This is a genomic window from Kribbella sp. NPDC004536 (assembly GCF_042873835.1).
Lineage (GTDB): Bacteria > Actinomycetota > Actinomycetes > Propionibacteriales > Kribbellaceae > Kribbella.
The window spans coordinates 782,024-803,201 of sequence record NZ_JBIALY010000002.1 but is presented as its reverse complement, the minus strand read 5'-3'; the positions used below and the strand labels follow the sequence as shown (position 1 = coordinate 803,201).

At 69.1% G+C, this 21,178-nt stretch carries 22 protein-coding genes; 10 read left to right on the top strand and 12 right to left on the bottom strand.

The annotated features are described in order from the left end of the window. Positions 1 to 4: 4 nt before the first annotated feature. Positions 5 to 1,573: a DUF4139 domain-containing protein gene (locus ACFYRU_RS18605; protein ID WP_387660113.1), complete on the top strand. Its 1,569-nt coding sequence runs from the start codon at positions 5 to 7 to the stop codon at positions 1,571 to 1,573. Here ACFYRU_RS18605 and ACFYRU_RS18600 read toward each other — a convergent pair whose 3' ends face one another. Then, a complete protein-coding gene (locus ACFYRU_RS18600; protein WP_387660110.1) occupies positions 1,574 to 3,145 on the bottom strand; it encodes a multicopper oxidase family protein in 1,572 nt (523 codons plus the stop codon). Beyond that, positions 3,138 to 3,500 (bottom strand): hypothetical protein, encoded by a 363-nt coding sequence (locus tag ACFYRU_RS18595; protein ID WP_387660107.1) that lies wholly within the window; start codon positions 3,498 to 3,500, stop codon positions 3,138 to 3,140. The genes ACFYRU_RS18600 and ACFYRU_RS18595 overlap by 8 nt, the downstream gene beginning before the upstream one ends. Positions 3,501 to 3,573: 73 nt before the next feature. On the opposite strand from ACFYRU_RS18595, the gene ACFYRU_RS18590 reads away from it, so the two are divergent. Beyond that, on the top strand, positions 3,574 to 4,491 hold the full coding sequence (locus ACFYRU_RS18590; protein ID WP_387660104.1) for a LysR family transcriptional regulator: 918 nt from the start codon (positions 3,574 to 3,576) through the stop codon (positions 4,489 to 4,491). Here the strand turns inward: ACFYRU_RS18590 and ACFYRU_RS18585 are convergent. Next, positions 4,427 to 5,578 carry a PucR family transcriptional regulator gene (locus ACFYRU_RS18585; protein ID WP_387660101.1) on the bottom strand — a complete coding sequence of 384 codons (1,152 nt, stop codon included), beginning with the start codon at positions 5,576 to 5,578 and terminating at the stop codon, positions 4,427 to 4,429. The two genes, ACFYRU_RS18590 and ACFYRU_RS18585, sit on opposite strands and share 65 nt — an antisense overlap. A 132-nt stretch (positions 5,579 to 5,710) precedes the next feature. On the opposite strand from ACFYRU_RS18585, the gene ACFYRU_RS18580 reads away from it, so the two are divergent. From ACFYRU_RS18580 to ACFYRU_RS18565, 4 genes are read left to right on the top strand one after another with little or no spacing between them, the layout of a single operon-like run. Further along, positions 5,711 to 7,201 (top strand): long-chain fatty acid--CoA ligase, encoded by a 1,491-nt coding sequence (locus ACFYRU_RS18580; protein ID WP_387660098.1) that lies wholly within the window; start codon positions 5,711 to 5,713, stop codon positions 7,199 to 7,201. Continuing rightward, positions 7,198 to 8,880, top strand: a complete 1,683-nt coding sequence (locus tag ACFYRU_RS18575) for a PHA/PHB synthase family protein (protein ID WP_387660095.1) — start codon at positions 7,198 to 7,200, stop codon at positions 8,878 to 8,880. Before ACFYRU_RS18580 ends, ACFYRU_RS18575 begins: the two co-directional genes overlap by 4 nt. After that, positions 8,849 to 9,670 carry an alpha/beta fold hydrolase gene (locus ACFYRU_RS18570; RefSeq protein WP_387660092.1) on the top strand — a complete coding sequence of 274 codons (822 nt, stop codon included), beginning with the start codon at positions 8,849 to 8,851 and terminating at the stop codon, positions 9,668 to 9,670. Before ACFYRU_RS18575 ends, ACFYRU_RS18570 begins: the two co-directional genes overlap by 32 nt. A gap of 10 nt (positions 9,671 to 9,680) precedes the next feature. Then, on the top strand, positions 9,681 to 10,853 hold the full coding sequence (locus tag ACFYRU_RS18565; RefSeq protein WP_387660089.1) for an acyl-CoA dehydrogenase family protein: 1,173 nt from the start codon (positions 9,681 to 9,683) through the stop codon (positions 10,851 to 10,853). Here the strand turns inward: ACFYRU_RS18565 and ACFYRU_RS18560 are convergent. From ACFYRU_RS18560 to ACFYRU_RS18525, 8 genes are all read right to left on the bottom strand, one after another. Beyond that, positions 10,850 to 11,137, bottom strand: a complete 288-nt coding sequence (locus ACFYRU_RS18560; RefSeq protein ID WP_387660087.1) for a hypothetical protein — start codon at positions 11,135 to 11,137, stop codon at positions 10,850 to 10,852. The genes ACFYRU_RS18565 and ACFYRU_RS18560 overlap by 4 nt on opposite strands. Next, positions 11,134 to 12,618, bottom strand: a complete 1,485-nt coding sequence (locus ACFYRU_RS18555) for an NADH-quinone oxidoreductase subunit C (RefSeq protein ID WP_387660084.1) — start codon at positions 12,616 to 12,618, stop codon at positions 11,134 to 11,136. The genes ACFYRU_RS18560 and ACFYRU_RS18555 overlap by 4 nt, the downstream gene beginning before the upstream one ends. Next, complete coding sequence (locus ACFYRU_RS18550; RefSeq protein WP_387660082.1) at positions 12,615 to 14,075, bottom strand: proton-conducting transporter membrane subunit; 1,461 nt, start codon at positions 14,073 to 14,075, stop codon at positions 12,615 to 12,617. Before ACFYRU_RS18550 ends, ACFYRU_RS18555 begins: the two co-directional genes overlap by 4 nt. Continuing rightward, entirely contained in the window at positions 14,075 to 14,719 is a 645-nt protein-coding gene (locus tag ACFYRU_RS18545; RefSeq protein ID WP_387662911.1) for a hypothetical protein, read from the bottom strand. The genes ACFYRU_RS18550 and ACFYRU_RS18545 overlap by 1 nt, the downstream gene beginning before the upstream one ends. Positions 14,720 to 14,724: 5 nt before the next feature. Further along, positions 14,725 to 15,654, bottom strand: a complete 930-nt coding sequence (locus tag ACFYRU_RS18540) for a respiratory chain complex I subunit 1 family protein (protein WP_387660079.1) — start codon at positions 15,652 to 15,654, stop codon at positions 14,725 to 14,727. Next, complete coding sequence (locus ACFYRU_RS18535) at positions 15,651 to 17,642, bottom strand: proton-conducting transporter membrane subunit (RefSeq protein WP_387660076.1); 1,992 nt, start codon at positions 17,640 to 17,642, stop codon at positions 15,651 to 15,653. The genes ACFYRU_RS18540 and ACFYRU_RS18535 overlap by 4 nt, the downstream gene beginning before the upstream one ends. Then, positions 17,639 to 18,151: an NADH-quinone oxidoreductase subunit B family protein gene (locus ACFYRU_RS18530; RefSeq protein WP_387660074.1), complete on the bottom strand. Its 513-nt coding sequence runs from the start codon at positions 18,149 to 18,151 to the stop codon at positions 17,639 to 17,641. Before ACFYRU_RS18530 ends, ACFYRU_RS18535 begins: the two co-directional genes overlap by 4 nt. 73 nt (positions 18,152 to 18,224) lie before the next feature. Beyond that, positions 18,225 to 18,734: a DUF2505 domain-containing protein gene (locus ACFYRU_RS18525; protein WP_387660071.1), complete on the bottom strand. Its 510-nt coding sequence runs from the start codon at positions 18,732 to 18,734 to the stop codon at positions 18,225 to 18,227. A 149-nt stretch (positions 18,735 to 18,883) separates the two neighbouring features. On the opposite strand from ACFYRU_RS18525, the gene ACFYRU_RS18520 reads away from it, so the two are divergent. The 4 genes from ACFYRU_RS18520 (at position 18,884) to ACFYRU_RS18505 (ending at position 20,587) form a co-directional block, all read left to right on the top strand. Further along, positions 18,884 to 19,450, top strand: coding sequence for an RNA polymerase sigma factor (locus tag ACFYRU_RS18520; RefSeq protein ID WP_387660068.1), 567 nt, complete (start codon positions 18,884 to 18,886; stop codon positions 19,448 to 19,450). Between the two features lie 20 nt (positions 19,451 to 19,470). Next, complete coding sequence (locus ACFYRU_RS18515) at positions 19,471 to 19,857, top strand: ArsR/SmtB family transcription factor (RefSeq protein WP_387660065.1); 387 nt, start codon at positions 19,471 to 19,473, stop codon at positions 19,855 to 19,857. Between the two features lie 139 nt (positions 19,858 to 19,996). After that, entirely contained in the window at positions 19,997 to 20,335 is a 339-nt protein-coding gene (locus ACFYRU_RS18510; protein ID WP_387660063.1) for a hypothetical protein, read from the top strand. Between the two features lie 15 nt (positions 20,336 to 20,350). Continuing rightward, positions 20,351 to 20,587 (top strand): antitoxin, encoded by a 237-nt coding sequence (locus ACFYRU_RS18505; RefSeq protein WP_387660060.1) that lies wholly within the window; start codon positions 20,351 to 20,353, stop codon positions 20,585 to 20,587. A gap of 86 nt (positions 20,588 to 20,673) precedes the next feature. On the opposite strand, the gene ACFYRU_RS18500 is transcribed toward ACFYRU_RS18505, so the two are convergent. After that, positions 20,674 to 21,135, bottom strand: a complete 462-nt coding sequence (locus ACFYRU_RS18500) for a hypothetical protein (protein WP_387660058.1) — start codon at positions 21,133 to 21,135, stop codon at positions 20,674 to 20,676. Between the last annotated feature and the right edge of the window lie 43 nt (positions 21,136 to 21,178).

Below are 21,178 nucleotides of genomic sequence, written 5' to 3'. Positions count from 1 at the left end.
CGGCATGAGCGAACTCTTGCTGGATGCGCCCATCGTCGCGGTGACCGTGTACCCGGATCGGGCACGGGTCACCCGACGTGGGCGGGTGACGGTGCCGGCCGGAGGCCAGACGGTGTACCTCGAACCGCTCGCGATGCTGCTGGAGGACGACAGCGTGCGAGTGTCCGGGCGCGGTCCCGCGACCGTACTCGGGGTCGACCTGGTGACGCGGCGCCATCCGCAGGCTCCCGACGTGACGGTGACTGAGCTGGAGCGTCAGCGGGCCGAGGCACAGAACGCGGTAGCGGCGGTGGCGGACGCGGACGACGTACAGGCGCAACTGGAGACGTTCCTCGCGCAGTTGGCGAAGCGGGCCGGTGGGAGCTTCGCGAAGGCGCTCGCGTCGGGTGAGTCGGATGCTGAGCTGGGTGGATTCACCGAGTCGCTCGTGGGGCGGCTGTCCGCCGTCCGGGCGACCCGGCGGGAGTTGGTCGCGCAGCGCCGGGATGCGGATCAGCGGCTTGCTGCGGTCGAGCGGCGGCTCGCGGATCTTCGCGAGCAGCAGGCGCCGGATCGGCGGTCGGCTGCCGTTGCGTTGGAGCTGCAGTCCGAGGCCGAGGTGGAGCTCGAACTGTCGTACGTGGTCCCGTGGGCGGGGTGGAGAAGCTCGTACGACGTGCGGCTGACCGGGGATCGGCTGGTGCTGAACTGGTACGGGCTGATCACGCAGCAGACCGGCGAGGACTGGCCGGCGTGCGACCTGACCCTGTCGACCGCGCGTCCGACCGGCACCGCGAAGGTCCCCGAACTCGACCCGTGGTTCCTCGACCGCGCCCGCCCCCCGATGCCCCGCGCACCGGGTGGGGTGCCGTTCGCCCGCGGTGACGCCCGGATGGCTGCCCCGGCCATGGTGGCTGCCGAAGTGATCGAGCAGTCGGCATCGTTGGCGGATCTCGAGGCGACGGTCGAGCAGGGGATGACAGCCGCGACGTACACCCCGCCGCGGCCCGCCGCCGTGCCTGCCGACGGCGAGACGCACCGCGCCACGATTGCCGCGATCGACCTCGACGCCGAGCTCGACTACATCACCGCGCCCGTCCGCTCGACCGACGTCCACCTGCGGGCAACCGTCGTGAACTCCTCCGACCACACGCTCCCCGCCGGCAAGGCCGCCGTCTTCCATGACGCGGACTTCGTCGGCTCGGCGGCCCTTCCGGTCTGGGCACCGGGCGAGGACGTGGAACTCGCCCTGGGCCTGGACGACCGGATCCGCGTCGAGCGCAAGCTGGTCCGCCGGGAAGCGACTAAAGCGACACTCGGATCGACACGCCGCCGGCAGGTCGAGTACGAGACCAAGCTCGAGAACCACACGCCCCGCAAGGCCCGGATCACGGTCCTCGACCAGCTCCCGGTCGCCCGCGACCATGAGATCACCGTCAAGCCCGTGACCGCGGACCCGGAGCCCGCGGAGACGACCGACCTCGGCGTACTCACCTGGAAACTCGACCTCGCCCCCGGCGCCGAGTCGACGATCAAGCTCGGCTTCCGCGTGGACACCGGCAAGACCGTCGACCTGACTGGCTGGCGCGAGTGATCAGGTGACCTCGAGGTTCGCCATCATGCCCATGTCCTCGTGCTCCGCGTTGTGGCAATGGAACAGGTACCGCCCTCGATAGCCGTCGAACCGGGTGATGATCTCCGCGGACTCCCCCGGCCGCAGTGACACCGTGTCCTTCAGACCGGCGTCGTGCGGCAGGGGTTCGTGGCCGCCGCGCGACAGCACCCGGAATCCGACGAGGTGCAGATGGACGGGATGGTGGACGTCGGCGACCAACCGCCAGACCTCCACGTCACCGAGCCTCGTGGTGACATCGGTACGGGCCGGCGCGAACGGCTGCCCGCCGATCAACCACCCGTGTCCGTGGCCCAGCTGCCCGGCCCGGAACGCGAAGTCACGGACCCGTACGGCGTCCGACCGCTGCCAGGTCGGCACGTCGTCGGACAGCACGGCCGGGATCCGGCTCGGGTCGGGGGCCTTCCGTACGACGTGGAACGCGAGCACGTCCCGTGTCCGGCCGGCGCCCAGCCGGTTCACGATCCGTACCCGGCTGCCGACCGGCACCCGGCCGAGGTCGAGGATCACGTCGTACCGCTCGGCCGGGGCGATCGGCAGGTTCCGGTGCGTGACCGGGGTGGGCAGCAGACCCTGGTCGGCGCCGATCTGGACGAGGTCGAGCCGGCGCCCGTCGTCGAGCACCGCCTCGAGGTCGTAGTGCCGGGCGTTCGATCCGTTCAGGATCCGCAGCCGGTAGCGCACCGCGTCGGCCTCGTGCACCGGCCAGGGCGCGCCGTTGACCAGCACCACATCGCCCAGAACACCAGCGACATAAGGCTCCTCGACGCCCGGCTGGCTCATCAGCGCGGGGTCGATCGATGGATACGCCAACGACCCGTCCGACGCGAAGGCCCGGTCCGCGATCATCAACGGCAGCTCGTGCGCACCGGACGGCAGGCCGAGCGATTCCTCGGCGTCGTCGCGTACGAACTGCATCCCGGCCAGCCCGCGCCAGATCGCCGGCGCGGTGAAGTCCATCCGGTGGTCGTGGTACCAGAGCATCGTCGGCCGCTGGTCCAGTGGATACGTATACACCCGCGTGACCTCGCTCGTCACCGCGCGCGGATCGTGCATCCCGTGCCCCATGCCTTCGCCCATGTCGTCGCCCATGTCGTGCCAGCCGGCGGGCGTCACCAGATCCGTCGGGTACCCGTCGGAGTCGGCCGGCGTCCGCCCACCGTGCAGGTGCACGACCGACGGCACCGGCAGTTCGTTGCGGTGGGCAACCGTCAGGGTGTGACCGCGCCGCGACTCGATGGTCGGCCCGGGAAACGTCCCGCCGTACGTCCAGAGCCGGGTCGGCACGCCGGGCAGGATCTCGGCCGTCACCTCCCGCTGCACGATGTCGTACCGCGACGCCCCGGACAACACCGGCGGCAGCGGAAGCGGCACCTGGTACGCGGGCGGCAGCGGTACCGCACTCCGCAGTACGGCCCCTGTCGTCGCCGGCCGTCGCGACAGCGCGGCCGCCGTCGACAACCCGCCTGCCGCGACCACACCGAGCGCTCCGCCGATCCCCAGCAACCGTCGCCGGCTCATCCGCTCAGCCATGCTCGACCACCGGCCGACGCCACACGGCAACGAACATCAAGGCCACCGCCGCGACCGTCAGCACTCCGAGTGGCAGGTGCAACCACAACGCCCCGTCCTGCCCCGCGAAGTACTGCACCGTCTCGGCAACCACCACCCCGAGCGACGCCAGGAACGGCCAGACCTGCTTCAACCGCACCCACACCACAACCGCGACGATCAACTGCAGGTAACCGATCGACGTGACGACGTCCGCGCCCAGCGCGTGCAGACGCAGCCCGTCGAAGTTCCCGCTCAGATAGACGCCCGCGAACACCGGCTGACCGAAGATCACCACCAGATGCGCCGTGACGATCCCGCGCAACATACTCACCATGTCGCCGACACTATGATTGCCGAGTTATAAGCGTCCAAGACCAATATCGCTATCTCGTTATGACCGGAGACGCATGACGGACCTCACCACGCTGCGCCAGTTCGTCACCGTGGCCAGACTCGAACACCTCAGCCGCGCCGCCGACGAACTGCACGTCGCCCAGCCGTCGCTGAGCCGCACGATCGCTCGCCTCGAGAGCGAACTCGGTACGCCGCTGTTCGACCGGACGAACCGCCTCCGGCTGAATCCGGCCGGCCGGCTCTTCCGTGAGTACGCCGAACGCGCCCTGGGCGAACTCGACGCCGGCCGGCGCGCCGTCGCGGAGGCAACCGAACAGGGCGCGGGCAGCGTCCGGCTCGCCGCCGAGACGTTCCTCGCCCTGACCGAACCGATCGCCGCCTTCAAGCGCGACCACCCGATGATCGAGCTCGAGCTGCGGCAACTCCCCGCGACCGAGATGCCGCGCCGCCTCCGCGCGCAGGACATCGACTTCTGCGTCGCGTCGCAGCCGGTCCCCACGACAGGTCTCGAGTCAGCCGTCCTCCTCGACGAACCCGTATTCGTTGCGACCCACCTCGACCACCCGTTCGCGCAACGCAAGTCGTTGAAGGTCGAGGACCTCGCCGACGAACCGTTCGTGATCGCACGGAAGGGTCACTGGCAGCGTTGGCTGCTCGACCGGCTCTTCGCGCAGACGGGCCATACGCCGACGATCGTCTGCGAAAGCGACGAAGCAGCAGCGATCCAGGAGCTGATCCGCGCCGGACTCGGCATCGGCTTCAACCCGGACTTCGCCCGCCGGACCGTCCCCGAATACCCCGTCGCGACGATCCCGGTCGACCACCCGGACTGCCGCCGTTCCCTGACGCTGCTCTGGAGCGCCGACGCGAACCTCTCGACGGCCGCTCAGCTGATGCGGACGGCGATCACGAACTGGTCCTGGACGCTTCCAGCGCGAGCAGGAGTTCGGCGACCGCGCGCGGGTCGGTGAGCGAGCGGCCCGTACGTTCCTCGATCCGGTGCAGGCGGTGCCGGACCGTGTTCGGATGGCAGTACAGGAATTCGCCGGTCTCGGTCGCGGAGCCGTTGTGGGTGGACCACGCGGCGAGCGTGTCGAGCAGCACTTCGCGATCGTCCGGCGCGAGGTCGTCCAGCCCACCCAGCACCTTGCGGACGAAGTACTGCATGACGTCCGGTGCCGCCGCGGCCACCATCGTCAGCGGGGACTCGTCGAACAACGTGACGGCCTTCGATCCGGCCAGCGCGACGCGGGCGAACCGTACGGCCTGGCCGGTCCCGTCGAGTTCGTCGTACGGCGGGCTGATCCCGACCTTGCCCGTCGCGGCCTTGTCCAGGAACTCGACGAGTACGGCGAGCCGCCCGGACGGGACCGCGACGACGCCGACCTGCAACTCGGGCAGTAACCGCCACGCCGACGCGAGCCCGAGCGAACGAAGCCGCTCCTCCGCGCCGGGCAGCGCTTGCCGGCCGACCTCGGGTACGGCGGCAGCGACCACGACGAACGGGCCCTTGTACGGGAGCCGCAGCAACTCGGCCGCCTCCCAGACCGTCCCGCCGCCAGGCATCCGCCCTTCGAGCAGCGCCTCGACCAGCGCCGACCGCTCCTGGTCCTGCGCGAGCAGCCGCCGCGACTGCACGTCGCGGTACGCGTCGGTCATCGCGTCCGTGTACGACGACTGCACCTGCCAGAGCCGGCTCGACGCCTCCACCACGACCTGATCCGTGAGCCCCGCCGACGCAGCCTCCGCGAGTACCGCGTCCCACAGGTACCGCGTGCCGACCCGGTACGCCGCCATCACGTCGGCCAGCGGCGCGCCCTGCTCGGCCCGCAACCGGCCGGTCTCCCGCGCCGACACCGGATCCGAACTGGTACCGCCGAGCGACTCCAGCATGTAGCGGAAGTTCGCGCCGCAGGACGCCCGCAACGCCTCACCGCGGACCAGCCCGCCGCCGCGGTAGAACTCGATCTCCGCCTCGATCCGCGACGCCATCGCCTCGATCAGCTCGTCGGCACGGCCGTTCATCCGATCGACCAGGCCGGCCAGCGAAGCGTCCATCTCCGGAGCATAGGAGTCGCGTTGTTCGTGCGCACACCCGCAGCGCCGTGACGTTGGCCGCTCCCCCATCGCCACCGGCGGCCGCCGGCCGGATCTTGGGAGCACAGCAAGCCGACCACCCCGGAGTACGCGATGACCAACCTCAGCCTGAACCTCTCCGAGTCCGCGGCCATGTACCCGGACCACCCCGCGATCCGTCTGGACGACGACGTCCTGAGTTACACAGCCCTCGACGACGCCGCGTCCCGCGTCGCGACCCTGCTCCAGGAGTACGGCGTCCAGCCCAGCGACCGGGTCGGGCTGATGCTGCCGAACGTCCCGGAGTTCGCGATGATCTTCTACGGGATCCTCCGGGCCGGGGCGGTCGCCGTACCGATGAACCCGTTGCTGAAGCGGCGCGAGGTCGAGTACTACCTCGGCGACTCCGGCGCGAAGCTGCTGTTCGCCTGGCACGAGGTGGCCGGCGAGGCCGAGGACGCCGGTGCGCAGCTGATCACGGTCGCGCCGAGCGACTTCCGCGCGCTGATCGCCGTACGCCGCCCGCTGGCGCACCCGGCCAGCCGCGACGGCCTCGACACCGCCGTCATCCTCTACACCTCGGGAACGACCGGCCGGCCGAAGGGCGCCGAGCTGACCCACGCCGGCCTGAACACGAACCAGGCCGTCACTGCCCGCACGCTGATCCTGGTCGGCCCCGACGACGTGGTGATGGGCTGCCTGCCGCTGTTCCACGTCTTCGGCCTGACCTGCGGTCTGAACGCGGCGATCGCCAACGGCGCGACCCTCACGCTGATCCCGCGCTTCTCCCCCACCAAGGCTCTCGAGGTCATCGAGCGTGACAAGGTCACCGTTTTCGAAGGCGTGCCTACGATGTACGCGGCGATGCTCGGGGCGCGGGATTCCGGCCACGACGTCTCGACCCTGCGGACGTGTGTCTCGGGCGGTGCCGCGCTGCCGGTGGAGGTGCTGCGCGGGTTCGAGGAGGCGTTCGGCTGCATCATCCTGGAGGGGTACGGGCTGTCCGAGAGCTCACCGGTTGCGTCGTTCAACCATCCGGACGCCGTCCGCAAGCCCGGGTCGATCGGTACGCCGATCGAGGGTGTCCGGATGCGAGTCGTCGACGAGAACCGGCAACCGGTGCAGCCTGGTGACATCGGTGAGATCCAGATCGGCGGGCACAACGTGATGAAGTCCTACTGGAACAAGCCCGAGGAGACCGCGGCGACGATCGACGCCGACGGCTGGCTGAGCACCGGCGACATGGCCCGCCAGGACGAGGACGGGTACTACTTCATCGTCGACCGGAAGAAGGACCTGCTGATCCGCGGCGGGTACAACGTCTACCCGCGCGAGGTCGAGGAGGTGCTGTACGAGCACCCGTCGGTCGCCGAGGCCGCCGTCGTCGGCATCCCGCACGCGTCGCTCGGCGAGGAGATCGGCGCTGCGGTGGCGTTGAAGGACGGTACGACCGCGACCCCGGAGGAACTCCGCGACTTCGTCAAGGGCCGGATCGCGGCGTACAAGTACCCCCGCGCGGTCTGGATCGTCGACGAACTCCCCAAGGGCCCCACCGGCAAGATCCAACGCCGCGAGGTTGTCGTCCCGGAAGGAACGCTCCAGTGAGCGCGGCGGGGGCGGACGAGTTGGCTGCACCGCTCGACCTGTTGCTGACCAGTGCGGCGGTTGGGCCGCTGCGGCGGTTTGCGCCGAATGCGGCGTGGGTGCGGATGGCGAGCGGGCTGGCCGCGCGGCCACGAACGCTTGGGCACCGTGCTGCGAACCTGGCCGGTGAGCTCGGGCAGATCGCGGTCGGGCACTCCGATCGCGCGCCGTCGCGGCGCGACCGCCGGTTCGCCGATCCTGCCTGGACCCAGAACTCGGTTCTGCGCCGCATCGTCCAGGCCTACCTCGCCGCGGCGGAAACCGTGGAAGCACTGCCCGCGGACGCCGAGCTCGGGTGGCGGGACAGGCAGCGGATGACCTTCGTGGTCGACAACCTCGTCGAGGCGCTTGCCCCGAGCAACAACCCGGTGATCAACCCGGCCACCTGGAAGGCACTGATCGACACCGGCGGCCTGAGTACCGTGGCCGGCGCCCGGAACCTGATCCGCGACCTCTCCACCGCCCCGCGCGTCCCGAGCATGGTCGACCCCAGCGCCTTCGAGGTCGGCAAGACCCTCGCCGTCACACCAGGCGCGGTGGTCTTCCGCAACGAGGTCCTGGAACTGATCCAGTACACCCCGCAGACCGACAAGGTCCGCACGGTCCCTCTGCTGATCGTCCCGCCGGTGATCAACAAGTACTACGTCGTCGACCTCGCGCCCGGCCGCAGCATGGTCGAGTACTTCGTCCAGCAGAGCCAGCAGGTGTTCACCATCTCCTGGCGCAACCCGGACGCCCGCCACCGCGACTGGGACTTCGACACGTACGGCGCCGCGATCCTCGCAGCGATGGATGCCGTACGCCGAATCACCCGGACCGACTCGACGCACCTGTTCGCGACCTGCTCCGGCGGGATCCTCGCGTCGATGCTGCTCGGGCACCTCGCCGACCGCGGCGAACTCGACCGGGTCGCCACGTTCACGCTCGCGGTGTCGGTACTCGACCAGAGCCGGGCCGGTCTCGCGTCGGCCGCGCTGGACGAACGGATGGCGGCGGCCGCGATCGCGTCGTCGGTATCGAAGGGGTTCCTGGACGGGCGCGCCCTGGCGGAGGTGTTCGCGTGGTTGCGGCCGACGGACCTGATCTGGAACTACTGGGTCAACAACTACCTACAGGGACGGACTCCGGCCGCGTTCGACGTACTGTTCTGGAACGCCGACACGACCCGGATGACGGCCGCGCTGCATCGCGGCTTCGTCGAGCAGGCCATGTCAAACGCGCTGACCGAACCGGGTGCGGCGACGATGCTCGGCTCCCCCGTCGACCTCTCGAAGGTCACCACACCTTCCTATGTCGTTGCCGGGATCACCGATCATATTTGCCCTTGGCAATCGTGCTACCGCAGCACCCAGCTGCTCGGCAGCGACAGCCGCTTCGTCCTGTCCACGGCCGGGCACATCGCCTCGATGGTCAACCCTCCGGGGAATCCGAAGGCTACGTACCAGGTAAACGATTCGAACCCCCAGGAATCTGACGATTGGTTGCGGACGGCATCTACCGAGCAAGGGTCGTGGTGGGTGGACTATGTGGGGTGGTTGGGGTCGCGGAGTGGGCGGATGAAGGTTGCGCCCAAGGTGCTCGGTGGGGCGGGGTTGGAGCCGCTGGAGGATGCGCCGGGTAGTTACGTACGGGAGTCGTGACGTGGACCTGATGACCGTCGCGGGACGGCAGCTCCGGTACGACGTCCGCGTCGGCGATCCCCGTCGTACGCCGCTCGTCCTGTGTTGCGGGATCGGCGCCGGACTCGAAGTACTGCAACCCGTCGTGGACGAGCTGGACGGCACCGTGATCCGGTTCGACGTGCCGGGCGTCGGCGGGTCGCCGACTGCGCTGCTCCCGGACGGGATCCCGCGGCTGGCGTGGATCGTCGACCGAATGCTCGCGGAGCTCGGCCACCGGCAGGTCGACGTACTCGGATTGTCCTGGGGCGGGGCGCTGGCCCAACAGCTGGCGTTCCAGCACCGGCGGCTCGTCCGACGGCTCGTGCTGGTCAGTACCGGTACCGGCGTACTGATGGTGCCCGGTCGGCCGAGCACCCTGTTCAAGATGGTCACGCCGCGGCGCTTCGGCGATCCGTCGTACGCGGCGGGGATGGCCGGCTACCTGTACGGCGGCAGCGCACGCCGGCACGCGGACGCGATCCGGACTGTGTTCGGCCGGCAGGCGCACGCGGGTTCGCGGCGCGGGTACCTGTACCAGCTGGCCGCGGGGGCATGCTGGACGAGCCTGCCGTTCCTGCCGCTGATCCGGCAGCCGACGCTCGTCCTCACCGGCGACGACGACCCGATCGTCCCGGTCGTCAACGGCCGCATCCTGGCCGGCCTGATCCCGAACGCCGAACTGCACATCTACCCCGGCGGGCACGTCGAGCTCGTCACCGAGGCGCCCGTGCTGGTGCCCGTCATCACCGCGTTCCTGACCCGTCCTTGAGGAGTTCGTCATGACCACCGACCCGATCGACTTCTACGGGCTCGAGCTGCTGCTCGGCCAGCACGACCGCGAGCGGCTGCATGCGGTCCGCGAGTTCGGCGACAAGCAGGTCGCGCCGATCATCAACGACTACTGGACCCGGGCCGCGTTCCCGTTCGAGCTGCTGCCGGCGCTGCGCGACCTCGGCATCGTCGGTACGCCGTACGAGGGCTACGGCTGCCCGGGCCGGAGCTTCCTGCTCGACGGACTGATCGCGATGGAGCTGAGTACGGCGGACCCGTCGATCGCGACGTTCTTCGGCGTCCACAGCGGGCTGTCGATGGGGTCGATCTACCTGTGCGGCTCCGCGGAGCAGAAGCAGCGCTGGCTGCCGGCGATGGCGCGGCTCGAGTTGATCGGGGCGTTCGGGCTGACGGAGCCGGAGGTCGGGTCCGGGGCGTCTCGCGGACTGCAGACGACCGCGCGGCGGGACGGCGACACGTGGGTGCTGAACGGCCGGAAGAAGTGGATCGGGAACGCGACGTTCGCGGACCTGACCGTGATCTGGGCGCGGGACGTCGAGGACGGCCAGGTGAAGGGTTTCGTGGTCGAGAAGGACACGCCCGGGTTCAGTACGTCGAAGCTCGAGGACAAGATGGCGCTCCGCGTCGTACAGAACGCGCTGATCACGCTGGAGGACGTGCGCGTACCGGAGGCCAACCGGCTGGCGGGGGCGAACTCGTTCCGCGACACCGCGAAGGTGCTGCTGATGACGCGTGCCGGGGTCGCGTGGATGTCGGTCGGCTGTGCGCGCGGGGCATACCGGTCCGCGCTGGCGTACGCGCGGGACCGGGAGCAGTTCGGGCGGCCGATCGCCGGGTTCCAGCTCGTCCAGGACCTGCTGGTGAAGATGCTCGCGAACACGACCGCGTCGGCCACGTTGTGCGCGCGGTTGTCGCAGCTGCAGGACGGCGGGGTCGCGTACGACGAACACGCGTCGCTCGCGAAGGCGTTCTGCACGACGCGGATGCGGGAGACGGTCGGGTACGCCCGCGAACTGCTCGGCGGCAACGGGATCCTGCTCGAACACAACGTCGGCCGGTACGTCGCCGACGCCGAGGCGATCTACTCGTACGAAGGTACGCGCGAAATGAACACACTGATCGTCGGCCGGTCGATCACCGGGCTGTCGGCGTTCGCCTAGAAGATCCAGAATCCGGTGACGACGGTCGGCAGGATCCCGAAGAGCAGCCACGGCGTGAGCGGGCTGCGGCGGTGGATGAGGCGCATGCCGGCGATCGTGAGCAGGCCGATCACGCCGGACATCAGCCACAGGCCGATCCCGCGACTGTGGTCGTGCTTGGTGAAGCCGATGCTGTAGACCGCGAGTGACACCGCCGGGACACTGCCGACGTGGAACAGGATGACCGAGGCGACCCACTTCTGGACGGTCTCGATGTGCATCGGCTTGGGCTGGCGGCGTTTCATAGGTCGTTCCCTGCGTAGGAGAGGTTGAAGCTTTTGTTCGTAAGGGGGAAGTCCGGGACGATCGTGTCCGCCAGGGCGACCGGGAGCGCCGGCCAGTTGAAGAACGACGGGTCGACGATCTTCCAGCGGGACACGGTGCCGTCCGGCGCGAACTCGAGCCGGTGCGCGATCGTACCCCGCCAGCCCTCGGTGAGGCCGACTCCGGAACTCCGCCCGGCCGGTAGCCAGGTGGGCTTGGAGGTCTCGGAGGTGAGCGGCGGCCTGGTGCGCAGCAGCTCGCCGATCAGCTCGACCGAGGCGTGGATCTCGTCGAGGCGCGTGAGCAGCCGGGCCAGGACGTCGCCGGTGGTGTGCTCCGGTGCTCTGACGCTCGCGGTGAGTTCGCTGTCGCGGCGGACGTCGTGGTCGATGCCGCTCGCTCGGGCGACGTATCCGAGGGTGCCGAGGTCGCGGGCCTGCGTCGTCGACAGCACGGCGGTGCCGGTCATGCGGTCGCGGACGACGGAGTTCGCGAGCGCGAGGTCGGCGACTTCCTGGATGTCGGCGGCGGCTGCTTTCAGGACGTCGAGGTCCGGGAGGCTTCGCACGCGGGCCGCGCCGGGGGCGACGGCGCCGCGCAGGAGGCGGTGGCCGGTGGTGTCCTTGTTGATGCGGAGGAGCTGCTCGCGGATGCGCTGGGCGTGCGCGTTCGCGATGCCGTACCCGACGTCGTTGCACAGGGCACCGATGTCCGTGACGTGGTTGTAGAGGCGCTCGAGCTCCAGGAGGATCGCCCGGACCGTCTGCGTCTCCGGTTGAACCGCCCAGTCCCTGGCTACCTCGACCGCGAGACAGAACGCGAGCGCGTGCCCGACCGCGGTGTCACCGGAGATCCGCTCGGCCAATGGCAGGACATCGGCGATCAGCTTGCCCTCGGCAAGTTTCTCGATGCCTTTGTGTACGAACCACAGGCGGGCCTTGAGCTTGAGGATCGTCTCGCCGACGACCGAGAACCGGAAGTGCCCAGGCTCGATCAGCCCGGCGTGGATCGGCCCGACCGGGATCTCGTACACGCCGGTGCCGTCGACGGTCAGGAACGGGTACGGCTCGTCCACGTCTCCGAACGCGGGTGGCTCACCCGCGTCCCGGCGCATCGGGTACCACCCCTGCGGCCAGTGCTGATGCACTACGAGCCTGCGCGGCAGCGGATGGCCCTGCACCTCGACCCCGAACAGATCCCGAAGCTCCCGCTCGAACCGCCCCGCCGCGAACGAGACCCCAGCCAAACTCGGCACCACCCCACCACTGCTCAACACCAACTCGACCCGAGCCGTCCCCCGAACGAACAAGTACACAACCCGAACCACATCCCCCTCGTCATGCCCGGCCACCAACCCCAACCGATACCCATCCCCCAACAGCCGACCGGCCCGCTCCACCAACTCCCCCGCACCAACCACCACCTGCCGCCGCCCCGGATACGACCGCACATCCGCACTCATCCCACCCCCACCACCTCAGCCGCCGCCACCAACAACCGCCCCACCGGCCAGTCCAAAACCCCCAGCACTCCAACCACAACCATCCCCAGCACCAAAGGCACGACCGCCCCCACCCGCACCCCACCCACGCGGCCGGCAGCACCCCGCGGGGCGGGGCCTAGGAGAAGGGCGGTGGTTCTGGTGGTTATGGCTGTGAAGGCCGCCAGGAGTAGTACCAGCGTTGCCGCCATTGGCCAGGGGTGATGGGTGTTCAGGCCAGAGCGGATCAGGGCCAGTTCGCTGGTGAAGAGGCTGAAGGGTGGTAGGCCCAGGAGGGCGGCCACGCCGGTTGCGAAGATGCCTGCGGTGACGGGTGTTCGGGTGAACAGGCCGCGGATCTCGTCTATGCGGGTCGTGCCTTCCGTCGTAAGGATTTGGCCGGCGGTGCAGAAGAGGACTGCTTTGGTCAGGCCGTGGCCGAGGATGTGGAGAAGAACAGCCGCGACGGCGAGCGGCGTACCGATCGCAAGGCCGATCGTCGCCAGCGCCATGTGTTCGATGCTCGAGTACGCGAGCAACCGTTTGTAGTCGCGTTGCGTCACGAGCAACCCGGCTGCCAGAAGCAGCGACAGGAGCGCCACTGTGAGCAGCAGCGCACGGACGAAGCCAGGCCCGGCGCTCGCGACGGCGATCACGCGGTATCGGGCCAGAGCGTAGATCGCGACCGGCAGCAGCACCCCCGACATCAGCGCGGAGACCGGCGCGGGCGCCTGACTGTGCGCGTCGGGGAGCCAACTGTGCAACGGCACCAGCCCCGCCTTCGTGCCGAACCCAAGTACCAGCAACCCGAACGCGAGCCGCATCACCCCGGGATCCAACGCCCCCGCATGCCCAGCGAGCACCGCCCAGTCCAACGTCCCGTCAGCAGCGACCCCGCCCTGCTTGGCCGCGTAGTTGACCAGCACCGTCCCCAGGTACGCGAGCGCGATCCCCACCGAGCAGATCACGACGTACTTCCAGGTCGCCTCGAGCGACCGCCGCGACCGCCGGTGCCCGACCAGGAACGCGGTCACGATCGTCGTCGCCTCGATCGCCGCCCACAGCAGCCCGAGGTTGCCGGCCAGCACCGCGACCACCATCGCCGCCAGGAACAGCGGCACGAGTACGCCGTACCGCCGCGCGCCGACAGCATCCGTATGCCCGCAGGCCAACTCGTCCTCGACGTACCCGATCCCGCTCCACGTCGCGACCACCCCGACCGCGCCGATCACGATCAGCATCACGCTCGACAACGCGTCCGCCCGCAACCAGTGGCCAACGGCAACCACCTCACCGGCGGCCGTCCACACGCCCACCACAAGCACAACCAGCGCCGCCACAACCGATGCCACCCCGACCGCCCGCCGCCACCCGAACCACGCCGCAGCAACGGAAGCGAGCAACGGCGCCCCGATCGCGACCAGCAACAACGCGCCCATCAGTCGTGCAACTCACGCAACTCGTCGAGGTCGGTTCTGCCGTACGTCGCCCGCAGCCGAGCGGTCAGCACCTGCAGCACCAGCACGACCAGCAGTACGTCGAGCGACACCGCCAGCTCGACAATCCCCGGAACCCCGCCCGTGAGCAGGAACGCCGTCGTCGCGATCCCGTTGTCCAGCAGCAGGAAGCCAACGATCTGCGACAAGGCCCGCCGCCGCGTCACGAGGACGAAGAACCCGATCAGCACCATCGCCAGTCCGACCGGTACGGCATGCGCCTCCGCAGTCGGCGACAACCGCACGATCGGCCGGCTCGCTCCGTACGCGAGCAACGTCAGCAAGGCCGCAGCGACGATCGACGCCGTCACGTTCACCAGCGGCTCGGTCTCTCGCGCCTCGCCACTGTCCCGCAGCACCCGACGCAGAATGCCCGGCACCACAACAGCCTTCAGCCCGAGTACGCCGATCGCGACCACGCCGAGCTCGACACTTTCGAGCCGTACGGCAAGCGTCCCCGCCAACGCCGCGAGCAACACGCCCTGCAGCACGAGCAACCGAACGATCGCCGTGAACTCGCGCCGCCACAACACCAGCACCGACGACAGCAACAGCCCGCCGCAGATCAGGTACAGCCACTGAGTCATCTCGATCACGCCAGAAAGAAGGACGAGGAAACGGCGAGTACGCCGAACAGGAACGACCCGGCGAGCAACTCCGGCACCCGGAACAGCCGCAATTTCGCCATGAACACCTCACCCGCCGCCAGCAGCGCCCCCAACACCGCGACCTTCACGACGAACGCGACCACCCCGACGGCCAACGCGACCGGCGACGCCGACGTCGCGATCCCCCACGGTACGAACAGGTTGACCCACAAGCCGAGCAGAACTGTCAGCCGGAGCGCCGACGCGAACTCGACCAGCGCGAGGTCGCGCCCGGAGTACTCCAGCACCATCGCCTCGTGGATCATCGTCAGCTCGAGATGCGTCGACGGATTGTCCACCGGCAGCCGCCCCGCCTCGGCGATCACCACCACCGCCAGTGCGACCGCCGCGAGCAAGGTCGCCGGCGACAACACCTCCGCAGGCGACTGGTTGCCCAGGTCAACGATCGCCGCGAGATTCGTCGACCCGACCCGTGCGGACAACGCGAACCCGGCGAGCAGGATCGTGGGTTCGGCCAACGCCGCGACGGTGATCTCGCGGCTGGCCCCCATCCCGCCGAACGCCGTACCCGTGTCCAACCCGGCCAGTGCCAGCGCGACCGTCCCGAGCAGCAGCAGCGCGACCACCGCGAACAGGTCCGCGATCCCGGCCAGCGGCGATACCGTCGCCACGAACGGCCCGACCGCCGCGATCACCAACGTCGTCGAGGTCAACACAGCGGGCGTCGCGACGAAGACCCAGCTCGAACCCTCCGGCGAGATCGGCTCCTTGCGGAAGAGCTTGCGCAGATCGCGCCACGGCTGCCCGATCCCGGCGCCCGCCCGTCCCTCCATCGAGGCGCGGACCTGCCGCAGCAACCCGACGAGGTACGGCGCCAGTACGACCAGCACCACGAGTTGAAGAACCGCGCTCATGCCAGCAGCCCCACCATGACGAGTACGGCGATCAGCCCGAGCAGCCCCAACGCGAGGTACCGATGCACGCTGCCGTTCTGCAACCGGCTGAGCACCCGGCCGACGCGCATCCCACCGGCGAGGACCGGCGGATACAGGAGGTCTTCGAGCCGATCCCCGACCCGCTGCCGGTACTTCACGCTCTCGATCAGGTACTCCGATTCCGCATGATGCGTCACGTCGACGTCGGACTCGGGCCGCAGTACGTCGTCGAACACCCGCGTGAGCGGCTCCGCGAACGAGGTCGCGGTGTACTCCATTCGCGGATCGAGCCGCGTACCGCCGCAGCCCCATACGAGCGACTGCCGCCGAGGCAGCCCACGCCGGATCACCGCGACCACCAGCAACGCCGCAACGAGCAGGCCGGCAAGGATCAGCAGCGGAGACATCCGCCCTTCGATTCCGTTCAGCCGCAGTGTCACCCCGCCGCGGAACGGATCCGCGCCGCGAACAGTGGGCAATGCCCCGAGGACCGATGTCAGCGCCGGACCGAGCGCCGCCGGAGCAATCGCCAACACGGCACATGCACCCGCGACGAGGACCATCGCGGCCTTAATGACTGCAGGCGACTCCCGCGCATCCGCAGCCTGGGCGGAACGCGGACGCGCGAGGAATCCGACCCCGAACGCTTTCACGAACGTCGCCACGCCAAGGCCTGCCGTCAACGCGACCACCCCGACCGCGAGCGGCATCGCGACCGCGACCACAGTGTCCGCGCCCGGCAGCCCGTGGATCAGGCCCTGGACGAGCAGCCATTCGGACACGAATCCGTTGCCGGGTGGCAGCGCCGCGGCCGCGAGGGCACCGACGCCGAACAGAGCGGTCGTCACAGGCATCCGCGATGCGAGCCCGCCGAGTGCGTCGAGATCGCGAGTCCCGGTCGAGCGCAGTACGGAACCAGCTCCGAGGAAGAGCAGGGTCTTGAAAGCGGCGTGGTTGAGCGCGTGCAGGACGCCTGCCGCGACGAGCAGACTCGCGAGCGTCCGGTTGCCCGCGGTGGCGAACATTCCGCCCGCACCAACGGCCAGCATGATCAGGCCGAGGTTCTCGGTCGTCGAGTAGCCGAGGAGCCGTTTGAGGTCGGTCGCGACGCTCGCCTGCAGTACGCCGTACACGGCCGACAACGCGCCGAGTGACAGTACCAGCAGCCACCACCAGCGCCGGCCGCCACCGAGCAGGTCGAAGCCGACGCGGAGGAGGCCGTAGAGCCCGAGCGTCACCATCGCCGCCGACATCAGGGCCGAAACATGGCTCGGCGCTTCGGGATGGGCCCTCGGCAACCAGACGTGCAGCGGTACGAGGCCGGCCTTGGAGCCGAAGCCGATCAGGATCAGGACGAAGACGACCGAGCGCGTCGCCGCCGAGAGGTGCGCCGTACGCAGGGCGTCGAACGACTCGCTTCCGGCCTTCGACGCGAAAAGGACGAGGCCGAGCAGGATCGCGATCAGGCCGGCGTGGGTCATCGCGCCGTACCAGACACCGGCCTCGCGAACCGCCGGGCGGAGGCGGTGTTCGGCGAGGACCAGGGCGAGCGAGGTGAGCGCCATCAGCTCCCAGAGGACCAGGAAGGTCGTGACGTTCGCGGCGGCCGGGACCAGGATCATCGCGGCTACGAAGAGCGGGAGCAGGGCGTGTTCCGTACGCGAGGCGTGGTCGGCGTACCCGATGGCGTAAAGGCCGGCCACGACCGCGACGCCACCGATGAGCGCGCAGAACACTCCGGACAACGGGTCGACGTGGATCGCGGCCTCACTCAGCGGGAGCAGTTGACGTACGTGTGCGTCGTACGTCGTTCCGCTCAGCGCCGCGGCTCCGACCACGGCTCCGAGTCCGCCGGCCAGGGCGGTCGACACGCCCGAGATCAGCGCCCGCGGCGCGAGCAGCGCAGCTCCCAGTGCTCCGGGCCCGGCGACGACCAGTACACCGAGCAGCACCCACCCGATCGTCATCGCCCGGTCAGGTCCCGGAGCGCCGCGACGATCTGCGGCGGCTCGGGCGGACATCCACGGACCACGACATCGACCGGGATCACGTCGCTCACCGCGCCCTCGACGCCGTACCCGCCCGCGAAGACGCCGCAGTTGTGCGCGCAGTCGCCGACCGCGACGACCCGCTTCGGCGCCGGTGTCGCGTCGTACGCCTTCCGCAACGGATCGGCCATGTTGCGCGTCACCGGACCGGTCACCAGCAGGACGTCGGCGTGCCGGGGCGAGGCGACCAGGCGCGCGCCGTACCGTTCCGCGTCGTACACCGGACCGAACGCGGACCCGATCTCGATCTCGCAGCCGTTGCACGAACCCGCGTCGACGTGCCGCACCTGGACCGAACCACGCAACACGTCATCGCGCCCGGGCGCCCGCTCGGGCGCAGGCTCCGCGACCCGGCCGGTCGCCCGGATCTTCCGTACCAGGCCTCTCAACGAACCACCCTCCACGCGCTGCGCAATGCATGCGATCATGAATTGAAGAATTCTGCAACTCGTGATCGCGGCACCTGATCGACACGTTCAGCGCGGAGCTGCGGCAGCGCCGTCAGAGGGAGCCGGACAGCCAGCGGGAGGCGACCTCGAACTTGTTCTCGAGGCGGGCCCGGACGGCGTCGGCGACGAGTTGTTCGAGGGTGCCGCGGACGACCGGGACCGAGGCGGTGATCCGCAGGTCGAACGCCTGGGTCGTACCGCGGCCGGCCGGCCGGATGCGGGTCGTGCCGGTGACCTTCACCGACGCGCCGGTGACGCCGGGAGCGCCGGTCACGCCGCCGTCCACGTCCGCCTCGCGCGCACCGTCGGCGCCGGCCCGGTGCCACAGCTTCGACTGCGCCAGGTCGAGCCGCGGCCCGACGAACCTGCGCGCGACGACCGGTACGTCCGCGACCTGCCAGTGGACCTGCACCGCGACGTCCTCGCCCTTGTCCGCCACCGTCACGTCGTACGACCGCGCCCGCAACCGCTCGAACACCTGCTCCTGGAAGGTGACGTCGGTGATCATCGCGAAGACTTCCTCCGGAGAGGCGTCGTAGGACGTGGCGAGGGTCAGATCCATTCGGCCATCTTGCACTGCCCGCAACAAACCAACTACGGCACCCGTCCGTGAGTACTCAGCGGAAGGGTGGTGACACGGTGGGCAACCTTCAAGTAATCTTTTCGTGATGTTCAACGCGTAGCTGACTGAGAACGGGGCTTGGGAAGCGCATGCACATCAATGCCGTCCAGACCAAGGAGGACGACGAACAGGAGCTGATCAGGCTCGCACAGTCGGGCGACGGAGCCGCCTTCGGGCAGCTCTACGATCGGTACCTGCCGTCGATCTACCGCTACACCTACAGCAAGACCTCGTCCCGCAGTGCGGCCGAGGACCTGACCAGCGAGACGTTCCTGCGGGCGTTCCGCGCGATCGCCCGCCGGCCGCGGGCACAGCTGAACTTCGCGGCCTGGCTGGTCACGATCGCGAGGAACGTGGTGATCGACCACCACCGCTCCGGCTGGAGCCGGCTGGCGATCGTCACCGACGAGGTCGACCCGCAGGTCGACGAGTCGATCGGACCCGAACAGGCCGCACTCGCGTCGGTCGGCGAGGCGTCGCTGCGCGGCGCCATGACCCGGCTGCCGGACGACCAGCGAGAGTGTCTGTTGCTCCGGTTCTTCGCGGGGCTGTCGATCAGCGAGACAGCCACTGCGATGGACCGTACCGACGGCGCGATCAAACAACTCCAGTTCCGCGCCACCAACAGGCTGCGCCGAATACTCAAGGACCTCTAGCCGACCACTATTGTGGAGGCGTGAGTACGCCGCTGTACCGGGTCAAGGCCGAGTTCTTCAAGACACTCGGCCATCCGGCGCGGATCCGGGTGCTGGAACTGCTCAGCGAACGCGATCACTCGGTCGCCGAGATCCTCACCGACGTGGGGATCGAGCCGACGAGCCTGTCGCAGCAACTCGCCGTCCTGCGCCGGTCCGGGCTGGCCTCGAGCCGCAAGGACGGGGCGACGGTGATCTACTCCCTCACCAGTCCCGAGGTCGCGGAACTGTTGCGGGTGGCGCGGTCGATCCTGACCGGCATGCTGTCGGGGCAGGTCGAGCTGCTGCAGGACCTCAAGGAACCGTTGGCCGCGTCGAAGGATCGGCGTACGTCGAGCAACGGAAGGCGTTCCCGGCGGACCGCCTGAGAGGGCGCTGAGTACGCGGGTGGCCGGTTCGTGAAGGCGTGCGAAACACGGGACAGAAGAGCTTGCGCCGTCTCCTACCTTCCGGTAGGAAAGGGCGGGTCCCATCCGGAACACCTCATATCTCACGGGGAGATATCGCATGAGCAACTCGTACGACGAAGACCAACGCAACGAGAGCCAGTACGGCGAGCAGGGTGGTCGGGAGGAGTACGGCCAGGATTCCAGCGGAGGGGAATCCGGTCAGGACTCTTACGGCAACAACGACAACGACCGCGGCAACGACAGTGACCGTGGTGGCGACAGCGACTACGGTCAGCGCGAGGACTCGGGTAGCAGCTACGGCTCGGACAACGACTCCAACGACGGTGGCAGCAGCTACGGGTCGGACAACGACTCGAACGGTGGCGACTACGGTCAGCGCGAGGACTCCGGGAACAGCTACGGCTCCGGCGACGACGACAACAACTACGGAAACTGAACGGGGATTTGGATCATGGGTGTTTTCGACAACCTCAAGGACGCTGCGGAAAGTCTGAAGGACAAGGCGTCTGACCTGGTCGACGGGCACGGTGACAAGGTCGGCGAGGGTCTGGACAAGGCCGGCGACTTCGTCGACGAGAAGACCGGCGGCAAGTACGGCGACCAGATCGACAAGGGTGTCGGCGTGGCCAAAGACCAGCTCGACAACCTGGACGGCCAGAACGACGACATCCCGGACAGCCAGGGCTGATCGCAGGCGGTGACCGAGGCGGTCGTGGAGCCCTCCACGGCCGCCTCAGGCATGTCAAGGTCGGAAACCCCTGCACAGCAAGCGATCTAGTCCTCTTCGACCGGCTCCGTAGTGGCGAGTTCGATGAGGCGTTCGGCTACTTGGGCGCAGCGTTCTTCGGCGTTGCGGGAGCTGCTGGAGAAGCGCAGGCGGGCTGTTGCGCTGAGGGGCTCGGCGCGGACCTCGATGATCGCGCCGCCTGGGCGTGCGTGCACCGAGATCCAGATCCGGACCCATCCACCGAGGCCGCTGCGCAGCCGCAGGATGAGTTCGTCCTCGGGGCGCCAGCGTTCGACCAGGGCGACTGTCAGGTGCCGGTTCTGCGCGTGCCGCATGCGCGGTTCCTGGCCGTCGTACCGCTGGACGACGCTGCCCTTCTGCGGCCAGTTGGGGCTCGCGCGGACTTGAGGTGGTACACCGGCCATCCAGTCCGCGAACGTCGACGGGTCCTGGATCACCGCCATGACGGCGTCCACGCCAACGGCGCCGAACCGCCATGCCATCACCATCGGAAGCCGCTTCCCTGTCCGCCACACGTACCAGTCCCGACTG

What these genes read in the sequence shown, in the direction of transcription:
- ACFYRU_RS18605 (WP_387660113.1), top strand. Translation starts at nt 5, where the DNA reads ATGAGCGAACTCTTGCTGGATGCGCCCATCGTCGCGGTGACCGTGTAC.
- ACFYRU_RS18600 (WP_387660110.1), bottom strand. Translation starts at nt 3,145, where the DNA reads ATGGCTGAGCGGATGAGCCGGCGACGGTTGCTGGGGATCGGCGGAGCG.
- ACFYRU_RS18595 (WP_387660107.1), bottom strand. Translation starts at nt 3,500, where the DNA reads ATGGTGAGTATGTTGCGCGGGATCGTCACGGCGCATCTGGTGGTGATC.
- ACFYRU_RS18590 (WP_387660104.1), top strand. Translation starts at nt 3,574, where the DNA reads ATGACGGACCTCACCACGCTGCGCCAGTTCGTCACCGTGGCCAGACTC.
- ACFYRU_RS18585 (WP_387660101.1), bottom strand. Translation starts at nt 5,578, where the DNA reads ATGGACGCTTCGCTGGCCGGCCTGGTCGATCGGATGAACGGCCGTGCC.
- ACFYRU_RS18580 (WP_387660098.1), top strand. Translation starts at nt 5,711, where the DNA reads ATGACCAACCTCAGCCTGAACCTCTCCGAGTCCGCGGCCATGTACCCG.
- ACFYRU_RS18570 (WP_387660092.1), top strand. Translation starts at nt 8,849, where the DNA reads ATGCGCCGGGTAGTTACGTACGGGAGTCGTGACGTGGACCTGATGACC.
- ACFYRU_RS18565 (WP_387660089.1), top strand. Translation starts at nt 9,681, where the DNA reads ATGACCACCGACCCGATCGACTTCTACGGGCTCGAGCTGCTGCTCGGC.
- ACFYRU_RS18560 (WP_387660087.1), bottom strand. Translation starts at nt 11,137, where the DNA reads ATGAAACGCCGCCAGCCCAAGCCGATGCACATCGAGACCGTCCAGAAG.
- ACFYRU_RS18555 (WP_387660084.1), bottom strand. Translation starts at nt 12,618, where the DNA reads ATGAGTGCGGATGTGCGGTCGTATCCGGGGCGGCGGCAGGTGGTGGTT.
- ACFYRU_RS18550 (WP_387660082.1), bottom strand. Translation starts at nt 14,075, where the DNA reads ATGGGCGCGTTGTTGCTGGTCGCGATCGGGGCGCCGTTGCTCGCTTCC.
- ACFYRU_RS18545 (WP_387662911.1), bottom strand. Translation starts at nt 14,719, where the DNA reads ATGACTCAGTGGCTGTACCTGATCTGCGGCGGGCTGTTGCTGTCGTCG.
- ACFYRU_RS18540 (WP_387660079.1), bottom strand. Translation starts at nt 15,654, where the DNA reads ATGAGCGCGGTTCTTCAACTCGTGGTGCTGGTCGTACTGGCGCCGTAC.
- ACFYRU_RS18535 (WP_387660076.1), bottom strand. Translation starts at nt 17,642, where the DNA reads ATGACGATCGGGTGGGTGCTGCTCGGTGTACTGGTCGTCGCCGGGCCC.
- ACFYRU_RS18530 (WP_387660074.1), bottom strand. Translation starts at nt 18,151, where the DNA reads ATGATCGCATGCATTGCGCAGCGCGTGGAGGGTGGTTCGTTGAGAGGC.
- ACFYRU_RS18525 (WP_387660071.1), bottom strand. Translation starts at nt 18,734, where the DNA reads ATGGATCTGACCCTCGCCACGTCCTACGACGCCTCTCCGGAGGAAGTC.
- ACFYRU_RS18520 (WP_387660068.1), top strand. Translation starts at nt 18,884, where the DNA reads ATGCACATCAATGCCGTCCAGACCAAGGAGGACGACGAACAGGAGCTG.
- ACFYRU_RS18510 (WP_387660063.1), top strand. Translation starts at nt 19,997, where the DNA reads ATGAGCAACTCGTACGACGAAGACCAACGCAACGAGAGCCAGTACGGC.
- ACFYRU_RS18505 (WP_387660060.1), top strand. Translation starts at nt 20,351, where the DNA reads ATGGGTGTTTTCGACAACCTCAAGGACGCTGCGGAAAGTCTGAAGGAC.
- ACFYRU_RS18500 (WP_387660058.1), bottom strand. Translation starts at nt 21,135, where the DNA reads ATGGTGATGGCATGGCGGTTCGGCGCCGTTGGCGTGGACGCCGTCATG.